General features: G+C 59.8%; 12 protein-coding genes. 8 read left to right on the forward strand and 4 right to left on the reverse strand.

Features of this window, described 5'->3' with window-relative positions; genetic code table 11:
* Window positions 1-43 precede the first annotated feature (43 nt).
* On the forward strand, window positions 44-802 hold the full coding sequence (locus tag E1573_RS18290; protein WP_371925191.1) for a TenA family transcriptional regulator: 759 nt from the start codon (window positions 44-46) through the stop codon (window positions 800-802).
* Between the two features lie 2 nt (window positions 803-804).
* Here E1573_RS18290 and E1573_RS18295 read toward each other — a convergent pair whose 3' ends face one another.
* From E1573_RS18295 to E1573_RS18310, 4 genes are all read right to left on the reverse strand, one after another.
* Window positions 805-1,545: a YciK family oxidoreductase gene (locus tag E1573_RS18295; RefSeq protein WP_133215985.1), complete on the reverse strand. Its 741-nt coding sequence runs from the start codon at window positions 1,543-1,545 to the stop codon at window positions 805-807.
* A 98-nt stretch (window positions 1,546-1,643) separates the two neighbouring features.
* Window positions 1,644-2,315 (reverse strand): N-acetylmuramic acid 6-phosphate phosphatase MupP, encoded by a 672-nt coding sequence (mupP, locus tag E1573_RS18300; protein WP_133215986.1) that lies wholly within the window; start codon window positions 2,313-2,315, stop codon window positions 1,644-1,646.
* 2 nt (window positions 2,316-2,317) lie between these two features.
* Window positions 2,318-3,016 carry a bifunctional 2-polyprenyl-6-hydroxyphenol methylase/3-demethylubiquinol 3-O-methyltransferase UbiG gene (gene ubiG / locus E1573_RS18305; protein WP_133215987.1) on the reverse strand — a complete coding sequence of 233 codons (699 nt, stop codon included), beginning with the start codon at window positions 3,014-3,016 and terminating at the stop codon, window positions 2,318-2,320.
* Between the two features lie 66 nt (window positions 3,017-3,082).
* Window positions 3,083-4,414, reverse strand: a complete 1,332-nt coding sequence (locus E1573_RS18310; protein ID WP_133215988.1) for a TRZ/ATZ family hydrolase — start codon at window positions 4,412-4,414, stop codon at window positions 3,083-3,085.
* 105 nt (window positions 4,415-4,519) lie between these two features.
* Between E1573_RS18310 and mtnA the strand changes: the two genes are divergently transcribed.
* From mtnA to rpsA, 7 genes are all read left to right on the forward strand, one after another.
* The gene (gene mtnA, locus E1573_RS18315) at window positions 4,520-5,596 is read left to right on the forward strand and encodes an S-methyl-5-thioribose-1-phosphate isomerase (RefSeq protein WP_133215989.1); all 1,077 of its coding nucleotides are present in this window, start codon (window positions 4,520-4,522) and stop codon (window positions 5,594-5,596) included.
* Window positions 5,597-5,874: 278 nt separating this feature from the next.
* Entirely contained in the window at window positions 5,875-8,502 is a 2,628-nt protein-coding gene (gene gyrA, locus E1573_RS18320; protein ID WP_133215990.1) for a DNA gyrase subunit A, read from the forward strand.
* 96 nt (window positions 8,503-8,598) lie between these two features.
* Entirely contained in the window at window positions 8,599-9,684 is a 1,086-nt protein-coding gene (gene serC / locus E1573_RS18325; protein ID WP_133215991.1) for a 3-phosphoserine/phosphohydroxythreonine transaminase, read from the forward strand.
* Window positions 9,684-10,778 (forward strand): prephenate dehydratase, encoded by a 1,095-nt coding sequence (pheA, locus tag E1573_RS18330; protein ID WP_133215992.1) that lies wholly within the window; start codon window positions 9,684-9,686, stop codon window positions 10,776-10,778. The genes serC and pheA overlap by 1 nt, the downstream gene beginning before the upstream one ends.
* Window positions 10,779-10,855: 77 nt before the next feature.
* Complete coding sequence (locus E1573_RS18335) at window positions 10,856-13,063, forward strand: bifunctional prephenate dehydrogenase/3-phosphoshikimate 1-carboxyvinyltransferase (RefSeq protein ID WP_256659573.1); 2,208 nt, start codon at window positions 10,856-10,858, stop codon at window positions 13,061-13,063.
* Complete coding sequence (gene cmk / locus E1573_RS18340; protein ID WP_133215994.1) at window positions 13,060-13,746, forward strand: (d)CMP kinase; 687 nt, start codon at window positions 13,060-13,062, stop codon at window positions 13,744-13,746. Before E1573_RS18335 ends, cmk begins: the two co-directional genes overlap by 4 nt.
* Before the next feature lie 125 nt (window positions 13,747-13,871).
* Entirely contained in the window at window positions 13,872-15,548 is a 1,677-nt protein-coding gene (gene rpsA / locus E1573_RS18345) for a 30S ribosomal protein S1 (RefSeq protein ID WP_045180061.1), read from the forward strand.
* The last annotated feature ends 83 nt before the right edge of the window (window positions 15,549-15,631 follow it).

The raw sequence follows: 15,631 nt of genomic DNA on the forward strand, positions 1-15,631 counted from the left end.
GGAGCTGACAGTGATTGACGCGTTTATCCGTACGGGCCCATTGATGGACCCGACCAGTTACCCGCTGTGGGCTCAACAGTTAATCAAGGACTGTTTCGAAAGCAAACGCCGGGTGGTAGAACACGAACTCTATCAACGCATGCGCGATGGCCGCCTCAGTGCTCGTACCATGCGCCAGTACCTGGTAGGTGGCTGGCCGGTGGTTGAGCAGTTTTCCCTGTACATGGCCACCAACCTCACCAAAACCCGCTATGCACGTCACCCTGGCGAAGACATGGCGCGGCGCTGGCTTATGCGCAACATTCGCGTTGAACTCAATCATGCCGATTACTGGCTGTACTGGAGCCAGGCGCACGGTGTGAGCCTGGAAGACCTGCAGGCCCAGGACGTTCCGACCGAGCTCAACGGTCTGAGTGACTGGTGCTGGCATACCTGTGCTGCCGATTCGCTGGTTGTTGCGATTGCGGCGACCAACTATGCGATTGAAGGGGCGACGGGTGAGTGGTCGGCAGTGGTCTGTTCAACCGGCGTGTATGCCCAGGGATTCCCAGAAGAAGGGCGCAAGCGCGCGATGAAGTGGTTGAAGATGCATGCCCAGTACGACGATGCCCACCCTTGGGAAGCATTGGAAATCGTCTGTACCCTGGCAGGCAACAACCCGCCGCAGGCGCTACAGGCCGAATTGCGCCGGGCCATCTGCAAGAGCTACGACTACATGTACCTGTTTCTTGAACGCTGCATGCAGCTGGAAGTGGAGCAACGCCAGCCCGCCCGTGCTCAGGCGGAACTGGTCGAAGGCTGAGGTTACTGGGCGTTGAACGCCTGGCCGTTGACGCCAGTGCTGTCGGGGCCCATCAGGTACAGGTACACCGGCATGATCTGCTCGGGCAGTGGGTTGTTCTCCGGGTTCTCGCCCGGGTAGGCCTGTGCGCGCATGCTGGTGCGGGTAGCGCCCGGGTTGATGCTGTTGGCGCGTACCGGTGCAACGCCTTCCAGTTCGTCAGCGAGGGTTTGCATAAGGCCTTCGGTGGCGAATTTGGAAACGCCGTAAGCGCCCCAGTAGGCCCGGCCTTTGCGCCCGACGCTGCTGGAGGTGAAGATCACCGACGCATCCTGCGACAGCTTGAGCAGTGGCAGCAGGGTGCTGGTGAGCATGAACATGGCATTCACGTTGATTTGCATCACGCGCATGAAGTTATCGCCAGATAGCTGCTCCAGCGGCGTGCGCGGGCCAATGATCGAAGCGTTGTGCAGCAAGCCGTCGATGTGGCCAAACTCGCCTTCAATCATCGCCGCCAATTCGTCGTACTGATGCGGCAAGGCGGTTTCCAGGTTGAACGGGATGACCGCAGGCTTGGGGTGGCCGGCGGCTTCGATCTCGTCATACACCTGGCTCAGATTGGCTTCGGTCTTGCCCAGCAGTAGCACGGTGGCGCCGTGGGCCGCATAGGCCTTGGCAGCTGCAGCGCCAATTCCGCGACCCGCGCCGGTGACCATGATGGTCCGGCCTTTCAGCAGGTCGGGGCGGGCGGAGTAATCGAACATGGGGTTACCTCATGAAAAGAGTGTGACGTTTTCGCGGGGCAAGCCCGCTCCCACAGGTTGGTTGTGGGAGCGGGCTTGCCCCGCGATCCGTGTCAAAATCAGCAGCCGCAAAGCGCGCTATCCAGCACCTTGCGCAGTTCCAGTGGATGGTCGACTACCACATCTGCTCCCCAGTTATTGGGGTTGTCGTCTGGATGAATATAGCCATAGCGAACTGCCGCTGTGCGCGTGCCGGCATCACGGCCCGACTCGATGTCGCGTAGGTCGTCACCGATGAACAGAACGCTGGCAGGGTCCAGGTCCAGGGTTTTGCAGGCAAGAATCAGTGGCTCAGGGTCCGGCTTGCTGTTCTTCACGTGGTCCGGGCAGATCAGCAGTGCCGAGCGCTCGGCCAGACCAAGTTGCTGCATGATCGGCTCGGCAAAGCGCACAGGCTTGTTGGTGACCACGCCCCACAGCAGGTTGGCTTTCTCGATGTCCGCCAGCAGTTCGGCCATACCATCGTAGAGCTTGCTGTGCACCGCGCACCCTTGTTGGTAGCGCTCAAGGAACTCCAGGCGCAGGGCTTCGAACTCTGCCGCTTCCGGGTCGAGGTTGAAGGTGGCCGAGACCATCGCCCTGGCGCCGCCAGACACCACGTCGCGAATACGCTGGTCGTCGATGGCGGGCAGGCCGCGATCAGCGAGCATCGCCTGGCAAATGGCGATGAAGTCCGGCGCCGTGTCGAGCAGGGTGCCGTCCATGTCAAAAAGTACTGCTCTAAGGCGCATGCTTATTCCTCGCGCAAGGTCTGGATCATGTAGTTGACGTCAACATCGTTGGCCAGCTTGTAGTGCTTGGTCAACGGGTTGTAGGTCAGGCCGATGATGTCCTTGACGTCCAGACCAGCCTCGCGGCTCCAGGCACCCAGCTCGGAAGGGCGGATGAATTTCTTGAAGTCATGAGTGCCGCGTGGCAGCAGCTTCATGATGTATTCGGCACCGATGATCGCGAACAGATAAGCCTTGGGGTTGCGGTTGATGGTCGAGAAGAAAACCTGGCCGCCCGGTTTGACCATGCGGTAGCAGGCGCGGATCACCGAAGATGGGTCGGGTACGTGCTCCAGCATTTCCAGGCAGGTGACCACGTCGAACTGCTCAGGCATTTCTTCGGCCAGCGCTTCGGCGGTGATCTGCCGGTATTCGACCTGCACGCCGGATTCGAGCTGGTGCAGTTGGGCTACGGCCAATGGCGCTTCGCCCATGTCGATGCCCATGACCGTGGCGCCGCGCTGGGCCATGGCTTCGCTGAGGATGCCGCCGCCGCAACCGACGTCGAGGACTTTCTTGCCGGCCAGCTTGACCCGCTCATCGATCCAGTTGACCCGCAGCGGATTGATGTCGTGCAGTGGCTTGAACTCGCTCTCGCGGTCCCACCAGCGGTGGGCCAGGGCTTCGAACTTGGCGATTTCGGCGTGGTCGACGTTGCTCATGGAACGGTCCTCTGAAACTTTGATTAAAGGTGTTACGGGCGGGCAGCTACAGCAGCTGCCTGCCGGTTATTCAGTGTGCTCGCCAATGCGCTGGCCCCAAGCGCAGGCAGTGGCGTGCAGTGCCTGTTCGTCCATGCGGGTCAGGCGGCGCTCGTCGAGCAGTTGCTTGCCAGCGACCCAGACGTGCTTCACGCAGTCGCGGCCGCTGGTGTAAATCAGTTGCGAGACCGGCTCATAGATCGGCTGCTGAGCCAGGCCTGACAGGTCGAAGGCCACCAGGTCGGCGGCCTTGCCCACTTCCAGTGTTCCGGTTAATGCCTCCAGGCCCAACGCCCGGGCACCATTGAGTGTGGCCATGCGCAGTGCCCGATGGGCATCCAGGGCGGTGGCAGAGCCTGCCACGGCCTTGGCCAGCAGGGCGGCCGTACGGGTTTCACCGAGCAGATCAAGGTCATTGTTGCTGGCTGCACCGTCGGTGCCGACTGCTACATTGACACCTGCTTGCCACAGGCGTTCGACCGGGCAGAAGCCGCTGGCCAGCTTGAGGTTGGATTCCGGGCAATGCACCACGCTGGTGTTGCTTTCTACCAGCAGGGCCAGGTCGTCGTCGCTGACCTGTGTCATGTGCACCGCTTGCAGTCGCGGCCCGAGCAGGCCCAGACGCGCGAGGCGCGCCAGCGGGCGTTCGCCGCGGGTGGCCAGCGATTGCTCCACTTCGTGCGCGGTTTCATGGATGTGCATGTGGATTGGCGCGTCGAGCTCTTCGGCGATGACCCGGATTTTTTCCAGGTTATCGTCGCTGATCGTATAGGGCGCGTGTGGGCCCATGGCGACGGTGATGCGCGGGTGATGGCGCAAATCACCGAACAGCTCGACTGCCAGGTGCAGGCCCTCTTCGGTGCTGCGTGCGCCTGGTATCGGGAAGTCCAGCAGCGGCACGGCGATCTGAGCGCGTATACCGCTGTTATGAATCCGTTCACTGGCGATCTTGGGAAAGAAGTACATGTCGGCAAAACAGGTGATACCACCTTTGATCTGCTCGGCAATGGCCAGATCGGTACCGTCCCGTACGAAATCTTCATCGACCCAGCGGCCTTCGGCTGGCCATATATGCTGCTCAAGCCAGGTCATCAACGGCAGGTCGTTAGCCAGCCCGCGAAACAGCGTCATGGCCGCATGGCCGTGAGCGTTGATCAGCCCGGGGCTGAGCAGGCAGCCTGGCAACTCCCGGGTTTCGCTGGCCACGAAGCGTTGGGCTTCGGTCTTGGGGCCGACGAACACAATCTGGCCATCGCGAACGCCCAGAGCGTGATCCTTCAATACCACGCCGGCAGGTTCGACAGGCACCAGCCAGGTAGGCAGGAGCAGCAGGTCGAGCGGCGTAGCGGGCTTAGGCATGCAGGATTTCTCTGGGGCTGGGCTGAGGGCGAAGTATACCCGAGCGTCTGCGTCCGGGGCTCGCTATAATCGTACGCTTTTGATGTCTGGACGATGGAGTGGGGCATGCGCGATCAGTTACTGGCAGCAGAGACGGTGAAAGCCATCGATTGGCGTGATGGTGTCCTGTACCTGCTCGATCAGCGCGCGCTGCCATCGCAACAGACCTGGCAAGCCTGTACGGATGCCGCGCAAGTGGCACAGGCCATTCGCTCAATGGTAGTGCGTGGTGCGTCCGCCATTGGTATCAGCGCAGCATACGGCCTGGCCATGGCGGTGGGGCAGCGCCTGGCGCAAGGCGATGACTGGGAAATGGCCTTGGAAGAAGATTTTGACCTGCTGGTGCATTCGCGTCCCACCGGTGCCAATTTGTTCTGGGCGCTCAATCGCATGCGTGAGCGTTTGTTGCGGGTCAAGGAAGGTGAGGATGTGGCGGCGATCATGATCGCCGAAGCGGTTGCCATTCATGACAGTGATCGCGAGGCCAACCTGACCATGGCTCAGTTGGGTGTCGAGTTGATTCGCAAGCATCAGGGCAACGAGCAAGCGATCCTCACGCACGGCAATACCGGTGCGTTGGCGACCGGTGGTGTGGGTACTGCTCTAGGGGTAATCCGGGCGGCGCATCTGGAGGGTATGGTCGAGCGGGTGTATGTCGATGAAACCCGGCCCTGGTTGCAGGGCTCACGCCTGACCGCCTGGGAATTGGCGGGTGCCGGTATTCCGGTGACAGTCACCACCGATGCTGCTGCAGCACATCTGATGAAAACCAAAGGCCTTACCTGGGTCATTGTCGGCGCTGATCGCATCACCGCCAATGGTGATGTGGCCAGCAAGATCGGCACCTATCAGTTGGCGGTCAACGCCATGCACCACGGCGTACGTTTCATGGTGGTGGCGTCTAGTTCAAGCATTGACCTGAACCTGGAAAGTGGCGAAGACATCCTGCTTGAAGAACGCAGCGGCCGTGAGTTGATCGACTTCGGCGATCAGCACCTGGGTGCAAGTGTCGAGGCCTTCAATCCGGTGTTTGACGTGACGCCGGCAGACCTTATCGATGTAATCGTGACCGAGAAAGGTATTGTCGAGCGCCCGGACACTGTGAAAATGGCACAATTGATGTGTCGCAAGCGTTTGCATTGAAGCCTGGTGCCTGTTTGCTGCCTGTTGCGGCGGCTAGCGGGCGATACTGACGAGCAGTAGGGTAGTAGTGCCGCAGCCCACTCCCACCGTCTGGGCGATTGTGGTAACATCCGACGGTTTCCAAGGCAGCTCAGTGAGGCTGTCTTTACTGCGCAGATCCATGGCTTAACTCGTTGATTTGTCGTAAGTCGTTGCAAGGAGTCACTTTGCAGCGGCGAGCTTCGTTCGTCCCATATGGATGTGACGAGGTTTCACCAGAAAAAGGAATCAGGCTTCTCATGGGCGAACTGGCCAAAGAAATCCTCCCGGTCAATATCGAAGACGAACTGAGACAGTCCTACCTCGACTACGCGATGAGCGTCATTGTCGGGCGTGCACTGCCCGATGCGCGTGATGGCTTGAAGCCCGTGCATCGCCGCGTTCTGTATGCGATGAGCGAACTGGGTAACGACTGGAACAAACCGTACAAGAAATCCGCCCGTGTGGTCGGTGACGTGATCGGTAAGTACCACCCGCACGGTGATACCGCGGTCTACGACACCATCGTTCGTATGGCGCAGCCGTTCTCGCTGCGTTACCTGCTGGTCGACGGCCAGGGCAACTTCGGTTCGGTCGACGGCGACAACGCCGCGGCCATGCGATACACCGAAGTACGCATGACCAAGCTGGCCCATGAGCTGCTGGCGGACCTGCACAAGGAAACCGTCGACTGGGTGCCCAACTACGACGGCACCGAGCAGATCCCGGCGGTCATGCCGACCAAGATCCCCAACCTGCTGGTCAACGGTTCCAGCGGTATCGCCGTGGGCATGGCGACCAACATTCCGCCGCACAACCTCGGTGAAGTCATCGATGGTTGCCTGGCGCTGATCGATAACGCCGACATCACGGTTGATGAACTGATGCAGTTCATCCCGGGGCCGGACTTCCCGACTGCGGGCATCATTAACGGTCGCCAAGGCATCATCGAAGCCTACCGCACCGGTCGTGGCCGTATTTACATGCGCGCCCGCTCCACTGTCGAAGACATCGACAAAGTGGGTGGTCGTCAGCAGATCGTCGTTACCGAACTGCCTTACCAGCTGAACAAAGCCCGTTTGATCGAGAAGATCGCCGAGCTGGTCAAGGAGAAGAAGCTCGAAGGCATCACCGAGCTGCGCGATGAGTCCGATAAAGACGGTATGCGTATCGTCATCGAGCTGCGCCGTGGCGAAGTGCCAGAGGTTGTCCTCAACAACCTTTTCGCCCAAACCCAGCTGCAGAGTGTATTCGGCATCAACATCGTGGCGCTGATCGACGGCCGTCCACGGGTGCTGAACCTCAAAGACCTGCTCGAGGCGTTCGTTCGCCATCGTCGCGAAGTGGTTACCCGTCGTACCGTGTTCGAGCTGCGCAAAGCGCGTGAGCGTGGCCATATCCTTGAAGGTCAGGCAGTTGCGCTGTCCAACATCGATCCGGTCATCGCTCTGATCAAGGCCTCGCCGACCCCGTCGGAAGCTAAAGAAGCACTGGTCAGCACGCCTTGGGAATCCAGTGCCGTGCAGGTCATGGTCGAGCGCGCTGGCGCCGACTCCTGCCGTCCGGAGAACCTCGACGAGCAGTACGGCCTGCGTGATGGCAAGTACTTCCTGTCGCCGGAACAGGCCCAGGCCATTCTGGATCTGCGTCTGCACCGTCTGACCGGCCTTGAGCACGAGAAGCTGCTGGCCGAGTACCAGGAGATCCTCAACCAGATCGGCGAGCTGATCCGTATCCTCAGCAGCGCAGAGCGCCTGATGGAAGTGATCCGCGAAGAGCTGGAGCTGATCCGCGCCGAATACGGCGATGTGCGCCGTACCGAAATCCTCGATGCACGTCTGGACCTGACCTTGGGTGACATGATTCCGGAAGAAGACCGGGTTGTGACCATCTCCCATGGCGGCTACGCCAAGACCCAGCCACTGGCGGCCTACCAGGCGCAGCGCCGTGGCGGTAAAGGTAAGTCGGCCACCGGCGTCAAGGACGAGGACTACATCTCGCACTTGCTGGTCGCCAACAGCCACACCACGCTGCTGCTGTTCTCCAGCAAGGGCAAGGTGTACTGGCTCAAGACCTACGAAATCCCTGAAGCCTCGCGTGCGGCGCGCGGTCGACCTTTGGTCAACCTGTTGCCGTTGGACGAGGGCGAGTACATCTCGACCATGTTGCCGGTCGAGGAGTACACCGAAGGTCACTACATCTTCATGGCCACCGCTAACGGTACTGTAAAGAAGACCCCGCTGGAGTCCTTCAGCCGTCAGCGCAGCGTTGGTCTGATTGCACTGGAACTGGATGAAGGCGACGTGCTGATTTCCGCTGCCATTACTGATGGCGAGCGTGAAGTCATGCTGTTCTCCGACGCCGGCAAGGTCACCCGTTTCAAAGAGTCCGACGTGCGTGCCATGGGCCGTACCGCCCGTGGTGTCCGCGGCATGCGTCTGGGCGAAGGGCAGAAGCTGATCTCCATGATCATTCCGGAGGAGGGTAGCCAGATTCTTACCGCCTCCGAGCGTGGCTATGGCAAGCGTACCGAGATTGGTGAGTTCCCAGAGTACAAGCGTGGCGGTCAGGGCGTTATTGCCATGGTCAGCAACGAGCGTAATGGTCGCTTGGTAGGTGCAGTGCAGGTGCAGGATGGTGAGGAAATCATGCTGATTTCCGACCAGGGCACCCTGGTGCGCACCCGTGTCGGCGAAGTGTCCAGCCTGGGTCGTAACACCCAGGGTGTCACCCTGATCAAGCTGGCCAGCGACGAGACTCTGGTAGGCCTGGAGCGTGTCCAGGAGCCATCCGAAGAGGAAGGCGACGAGGACTACGAGGAAAGCGCGGATGCCGTTGAAGCACCAGAGGCCCAGGCCGCTGGCGATGAAGAGGCGCCGCAGGAATAAACAACGCAGTAGCGTAACCCTGGAGGGGTGGTCGTCGCGGTGCACCTGACACCGCCGACTGCCCCCACGGACATCAAGAGCAGAGCGAGAGTGGATGTGAGCAAACGAGCCTTTAACTTCTGCGCAGGCCCTGCTGCGCTCCCTGACGCTGTCCTGCAGCGCGCCCAGGCCGAAATGCTGGACTGGAACGGCAAGGGTTTGTCCGTGATGGAAATGAGCCATCGTAGCGACGACTACGTTGCCATTGCCGAGAAGGCCGAGCAGGATCTGCGCGACCTGATGTCCATTCCCGCCAACTACAAAGTGCTGTTCCTGCAGGGCGGTGCGAGTCAGCAATTCGCTGAAATCCCACTGAACCTGCTGCCTGAAGGTGGCACTGCCGACTATATCGAAACCGGTATCTGGTCGAAAAAAGCTATTGATGAGGCACGTCGCTACGGCAACATCAATATCGCTGCCAGCGCCAAACCTTATGATTACTTGGATATTCCCGCTCAGAGCGAGTGGAAGCTGACCCCGGACGCTGCCTACGTGCACTACGCCACGAACGAGACCATCGGTGGTCTGCAGTTCGATTGGGTGCCGCAGACCGGTGAAGTACCGCTGGTGGCTGACATGTCTTCGGATATTCTCTCTCGCCCGATCAATGTCAGTGACTTCGGCCTGATTTATGCTGGTGCGCAGAAGAACATCGGCCCGAGTGGCCTGGTGGTCGCAATCGTGCGTGAAGACCTGCTGGGTCGCGCCCGCAGCAGCTGCCCGACCATGCTTGACTACAAGGTCGCTGCCGACAACGGCTCCATGTACAACACGCCAGCAACCTACTCCTGGTACCTCTCGGGCCTGGTGTTCGAGTGGCTGAAGGAGCAGGGTGGCGTGGCCGCCATCGAGCAGCGCAACCGCGCCAAGAAAGACCGCCTGTACGGTTTTATCGACAGCAGCGACTTCTATACCAACCCGATCAGTCTCAATGCCCGCTCCTGGATGAACGTACCGTTCCGCCTGGCTGACGAGCGCCTGGATAAAGCCTTCCTCGCCGGCGCTGATGCCCGTGGTCTGCTTAACCTCAAGGGCCACCGTTCGGTGGGCGGCATGCGTGCCTCGATCTACAACGCGCTGGGCCTCGATGCTGTGGAGGCGTTGGTTGCCTACATGGCTGAATTCGAGAAGGAGCACGGTTGATGTCCGAGCAGGAACTCAAGGCGCTGCGGGTGCGCATTGACAGCCTCGATGAGAAGATCCTCGAGCTGATCAGTGATCGTGCTCGCTGTGCCCAGGAAGTAGCGCGGGTCAAGATGTCGTCCTTGCCAGCGGGCGAAGAGCCGATCTTCTATCGCCCGGAGCGTGAGGCTCAGGTGCTCAAGCGCGTCATGGATCGCAATCAGGGTCCGCTGGGCAATGAAGAAATGGCCCGCTTGTTCCGTGAAATCATGTCGTCGTGCCTGGCGCTTGAGCAGCCCCTGAAGGTCGCCTACCTGGGGCCTGAGGGTACCTTTACCCAGGCTGCGGCCATGAAGCACTTCGGGCATGCGGTGATCAGCAAGCCAATGGCGGCCATCGACGAAGTGTTCCGCGAAGTGGCGGCCGGTGCCGTCAACTTTGGCGTGGTGCCGGTGGAAAACTCCACCGAAGGTGCGGTCAACCACACCCTCGACAGCTTCCTCGAACATGACATGGTCATCTGTGGTGAAGTCGAGCTGCGGATTCACCATCATCTGTTGGTCGGCGAAAACACCAAGACCGACAGCATCAGTCGCATCTACTCCCATGCTCAGTCCCTGGCTCAGTGCCGTAAGTGGCTGGATGCTCACTACCCGAACGTCGAGCGCGTGGCGGTATCGAGCAACGCCGAGGCGGCCAAGCGGGTCAAGGGGGAGTGGAACTCGGCAGCTATCGCTGGCGATATGGCGGCAGGTCTCTATGGTTTGACTCGCCTGGCCGAGAAGATCGAAGACCGTCCGGACAACTCCACGCGCTTCCTGATGATCGGTAACCAGGAAGTGCCGCCGACGGGCGATGACAAAACCTCAATCATCGTCTCCATGAGCAACAAGCCGGGTGCCTTGCACGAGCTGCTGGTGCCGTTCCACGAGAACGGAATCGACCTGACGCGTATCGAGACCCGTCCGTCGCGCAGTGGCAAGTGGACCTACGTGTTCTTCATTGACTTCATCGGTCACCATCGCGACCCGCTGATCAAGGCTGTCCTGGAGAAAATCAGCCAGGAAGCCGTGGCCCTCAAAGTATTGGGTTCCTATCCCAAAGCGGTGCTCTGAAGCAATGAGTGGCATGCATGCAGTTTTGAATAGGGTCCTGCTCCGTGGTTGAAGTCGTGGTGAACAAGGTCGAGCCGTTGATTGGGCGGCTGGTGGTGGTCGGTCTGGGTCTGATTGGTGGTTCGTTCGCCAAGGGCCTGCGTGAAAGCGGTTTGTGCCGTGAAGTGGTGGGGGTCGACCTCGATCCGCAGTCGCGCAAGTTAGCGGTGGAGCTGGGTGTAGTCGATCGCTGCGAAGAAGACCTGGCTGCCGCCTGCGTGGGTGCTGATGTCATTCAGTTGGCAGTGCCCATTCTGGCCATGGAAAAAGTCCTGGCTCGCCTGGCGCAACTGGATCTTGGGCATGCAGTGCTGACCGATGTTGGCAGCGCCAAGGGCAACGTGGTGCGAGCTGCGCGCGAGGCTTTTGCCGAACACCTGCCGTACTTCGTGCCCGGTCACCCGATTGCCGGCTCCGAGCAGAGCGGAGTGGAAGCTTCCAATGCTGCGCTGTTCCGCCGGCATAAAGTGATCCTTACGCCGCTGGCTGAGACCGATCCGGCGGCATTGGCCGTGATTGACCAGCTTTGGCGCGCCCTCGGTGCTGATGTCGAGCACATGCAGGTCGAGCGCCATGACGAAGTGTTGGCAGCCACGAGCCATCTTCCGCATCTGCTGGCGTTTGGCCTGGTTGATTCGCTGGCCAAGCGCAATGAAAACCTGGATATCTTCCGTTACGCTGCCGGAGGTTTCCGCGATTTCACAAGAATCGCCGGAAGCGACCCGGTCATGTGGCACGACATTTTTCTCGCCAACCGCGAAGCTGTTCTGCGCACACTCGATACATATCGCAGCGACCTCGACGCCTTGCGCGACGCGGTCGATGCAGGGGATGGGCACCAACTGCTGGGTGTATTCACCCGCGCCCGGGTTGCCCGTGAGCATTTCAGTAAAATCCTGGCCCGCCGGGCCTATGTGGACGCTATGAACTCCAACGACCTGATTTTCCTGGCAAAACCTGGTGGCCAACTGTCTGGCCGAATTCGCGTACCGGGTGACAAATCGATTTCCCATCGCTCGATCATGCTGGGCTCCCTGGCTGAAGGCACCACTGAAGTCGAAGGTTTCCTTGAGGGTGAAGACGCCCTGGCGACCCTGCAAGCGTTCCGCGACATGGGTGTGGTCATCGAAGGCCCGCACCATGGTCGGGTTACCATTCATGGCGTGGGCCTCAATGGCTTGAAGCCGCCGCCGGGCCCGATTTACCTGGGCAACTCCGGTACTTCCATGCGCCTGCTGGCGGGCCTACTGGCCGCGCAACCATTCGATACCGTGCTGACCGGCGACGCTTCGCTGTCCAAGCGCCCGATGAATCGCGTTGCCAACCCGCTGCGGGAAATGGGTGCGGTCATCGAAACCGCCGCTGAGGGCCGTCCGCCGATGACCATTCGTGGCGGTCACGCGCTCAAGGCGCTGACTTACACCCTGCCAATGGCCAGTGCCCAGGTTAAATCCTGCCTGCTGCTGGCGGGTCTGTATGCCGAAGGCAAGACGACTGTCACCGAGCCTGCGCCTACCCGCGACCATACCGAGCGCATGCTGCGTGGTTTTGGCTACAACGTTAACGTTGAAGGCCCGACGGCTTCCTTGGAGTCGGGTGGCAAACTCACCGCGACCCACATCGAAGTGCCTGCAGACATCTCCTCGGCGGCGTTCTTCCTGGTGGCGGCATCCATCGCCGAGGGTTCCGAGCTGGTGCTCGAGCACGTCGGTATCAACCCGACTCGTACCGGTGTCATTGATATCCTCAACCTGATGGGTGGCAACATCACTCTGGAAAACCAGCGTGAAGTAGGTGGCGAGCCCGTTGCCGACCTGCGCGTGCGCGGGGCTAAACTCAAGGGTATCGAGATTCCTGAGCACCTGGTGCCGCTGGCCATTGACGAGTTCCCAGTGTTGTTCGTCGCTGCCGCTTGCGCTGAAGGTCGTACCGTACTGCGTGGCGCAGAAGAGCTGCGGGTCAAGGAGTCTGATCGTATTCAGGTCATGGCTGATGGCCTGCTGACTTTGGGTGTGAAGTGCGAGCCGACCCCGGACGGCATCATCATTGATGGTGGCCCGATTGGTGGTGGTGAAGTGCACGGGCACGGCGATCACCGTATTGCCATGGCCTTCAGCGTTGCGTCGCTGCGCGCCACGGCGCCGATCCGCATCCATGATTGCGCCAACGTCGCGACGTCGTTCCCGAACTTCCTGGCGTTGTGTGCCGAAGTCGGTATTCGTGTTGCAGAAGAGGGCAAGTCGTGAGTGTGAATGCGCCGGTCATTACCATCGACGGTCCAAGCGGCTCGGGCAAGGGCACCGTTGCCGGCCTCCTGGCCCGGGAGCTGGGCTGGAAGTTGCTGGATTCGGGGGCGTTGTATCGCCTGCTGGCCTTCGCCGCGAGTAATCATGGTGTCGATCTGACCAACGAAGAGCTGCTGGTCAAGCTGGCTGCACACCTCGATGTGCAGTTCATTGCTGCGGAACCTGGCAAGCTGCAGCAGATCATTCTCGAAGGTGAGGATGTCAGTAATGTCATCCGCACCGAAACGGTCGGGGCCGGTGCGTCCAAGGTCGCTTCGCTGCCGGCCGTACGCGACGCCTTGCTGCAGCGCCAGCGCGCCTTTCAAGAGGCGCCCGGGCTGATTGCCGACGGTCGTGACATGGGTACCGTGGTGTTCCCGGATGCGCCGTTGAAAGTTTTTCTGACCGCTAGCGCTGAAGAGCGTGCGCGTCGCCGTTACTTGCAGTTGAAGGCAAAAGGCGAAGATGTTAGTCTGTCGAGTCTGCTAGATGAGATTCGTGCGCGTGATGAGCGCGACACCCAGCGCGCAGTGGCCCCGCTCAAACCGGCGGCCGATGCGATACAGCTGGATTCCACGGAGTTGTCCATCGAGCAGGTGTTGGAACGCATCAAGAGCGAGATTGCCCAGCGCGATATCGCCTGATGACCAGGAAGGCATGCAGGGGCACCAGTCAACGTCCTGCAGGCTTTCCTTTATATGAACGAAACCCACATTGTCTGGAATGTGGCTGATGGGCGTATGTTTCGCCCGAATCTACAGGAATTAAAATGAGCGAAAGCTTTGCAGAACTCTTTGAAGAAAGCCTGAAAACCCTCAATCTTCAGCCGGGTGCAATCATCACCGGTATCGTTGTCGACATCGACGGCGACTGGGTTACCGTACACGCTGGCCTGAAGTCCGAGGGCGTCATCCCGCTCGAGCAGTTCTACAACGAAGCTGGCGAGCTGACCATCAAGGTCGGTGACGAAGTTCACGTTGCGCTGGACGCGGTCGAAGACGGCTTTGGCGAAACCAAACTGTCCCGTGAAAAAGCCAAGCGCGCCGAGTGCTGGATTGTTCTGGAAGCAGCTTTCGCCGCCGAAGAAGTGGTCAAGGGCGTTATCAACGGTAAGGTTAAAGGCGGCTTCACTGTCGACGTTAACGGTATCCGTGCGTTCCTGCCGGGCTCCCTGGTTGATGTCCGCCCAGTGCGCGACACCACCCACCTGGAAGGCAAAGAGCTGGAATTCAAGGTCATCAAGCTGGACCAGAAGCGCAACAACGTTGTCGTTTCCCGTCGCAGCGTCCTGGAAGCCGAAAACAGCGCCGAGCGCGAAGCTCTGCTGGAATCGCTGCAGGAAGGCCAGCAAGTCAAAGGTATCGTCAAGAACCTCACCGACTACGGCGCATTCGTTGACCTGGGCGGCGTTGATGGCCTGCTGCACATCACCGACATGGCCTGGAAGCGTATCAAGCACCCATCGGAAATCGTCAACGTTGGCGACGAGATCGATGTCAAGGTTCTGAAGTACGATCGCGAGCGTAACCGTGTATCCCTGGGCCTGAAGCAACTGGGTGAAGACCCATGGGTTGCTATCAAAGCTCGTTACCCAGAAAGCACTCGCGTCATGGCGCGCGTCACCAACCTGACCGACTACGGCTGCTTCGCAGAGCTGGAAGAAGGCGTGGAAGGTCTGGTGCACGTTTCCGAAATGGACTGGACCAACAAAAACATCCACCCATCGAAAGTCGTACAAGTCGGCGACGAAGTGGAAGTTATGGTTCTGGACATCGACGAAGAGCGTCGTCGTATCTCCCTGGGCATCAAACAGTGCAAGTCCAACCCATGGGAAGACTTCTCTGGCCAGTTCAACAAGGGCGACAAGATCTCCGGCACCATCAAGTCGATCACCGATTTCGGTATCTTCATTGGTCTGGACGGCGGCATCGACGGTCTGGTTCACCTGTCCGACATCTCCTGGAACGAAGTAGGCGAAGAAGCCGTACGTCGCTTCAAGAAGGGCGACGAGCTGGACACCGTGATCCTGTCCGTAGATCCAGAGCGTGAGCGTATCTCCCTGGGCATCAAGCAACTGGAAGACGATCCGTTCTCCAACTACGTTGCTGTCAACGACAAAGGCGCTATCGTCAAAGGTACCGTTAAAGAAGTTGACGCCAAGGGCGCTATCATCACCCTGGCCGACGACATCGAAGCCACTCTGAAAGCTTCTGAAATCAGCCGTGACCGCGTTGAAGACGCGCGTAACGTCCTGAAAGAAGGCGAAGAGATCGAAGCTAAGATCATCAGCGTTGACCGTAAGAGCCGTGTCATCAGCCTCTCCATCAAGTCGAAAGACGACGCTGAAGAGAAAGAAGCTATCCAGAGCCTGAAAGAAACTGCTCCGGAAGCTGCTGATACCACCATGGCCGCGCTGCTGCGTCAGGCAATGGCCAAACAGAACTAAGTTCTGCTTGGATCAAAAAAAGGGCGACTTCGGTCGCCCTTTTTTGTGCCTGCAAAAATCTCCCATGGGGTAAAGGCATTGGT

Origin of the sequence: Pseudomonas sp. H9 (genome assembly GCF_004353925.1) — a bacterium.
GTDB lineage: Bacteria > Pseudomonadota > Gammaproteobacteria > Pseudomonadales > Pseudomonadaceae > Aquipseudomonas.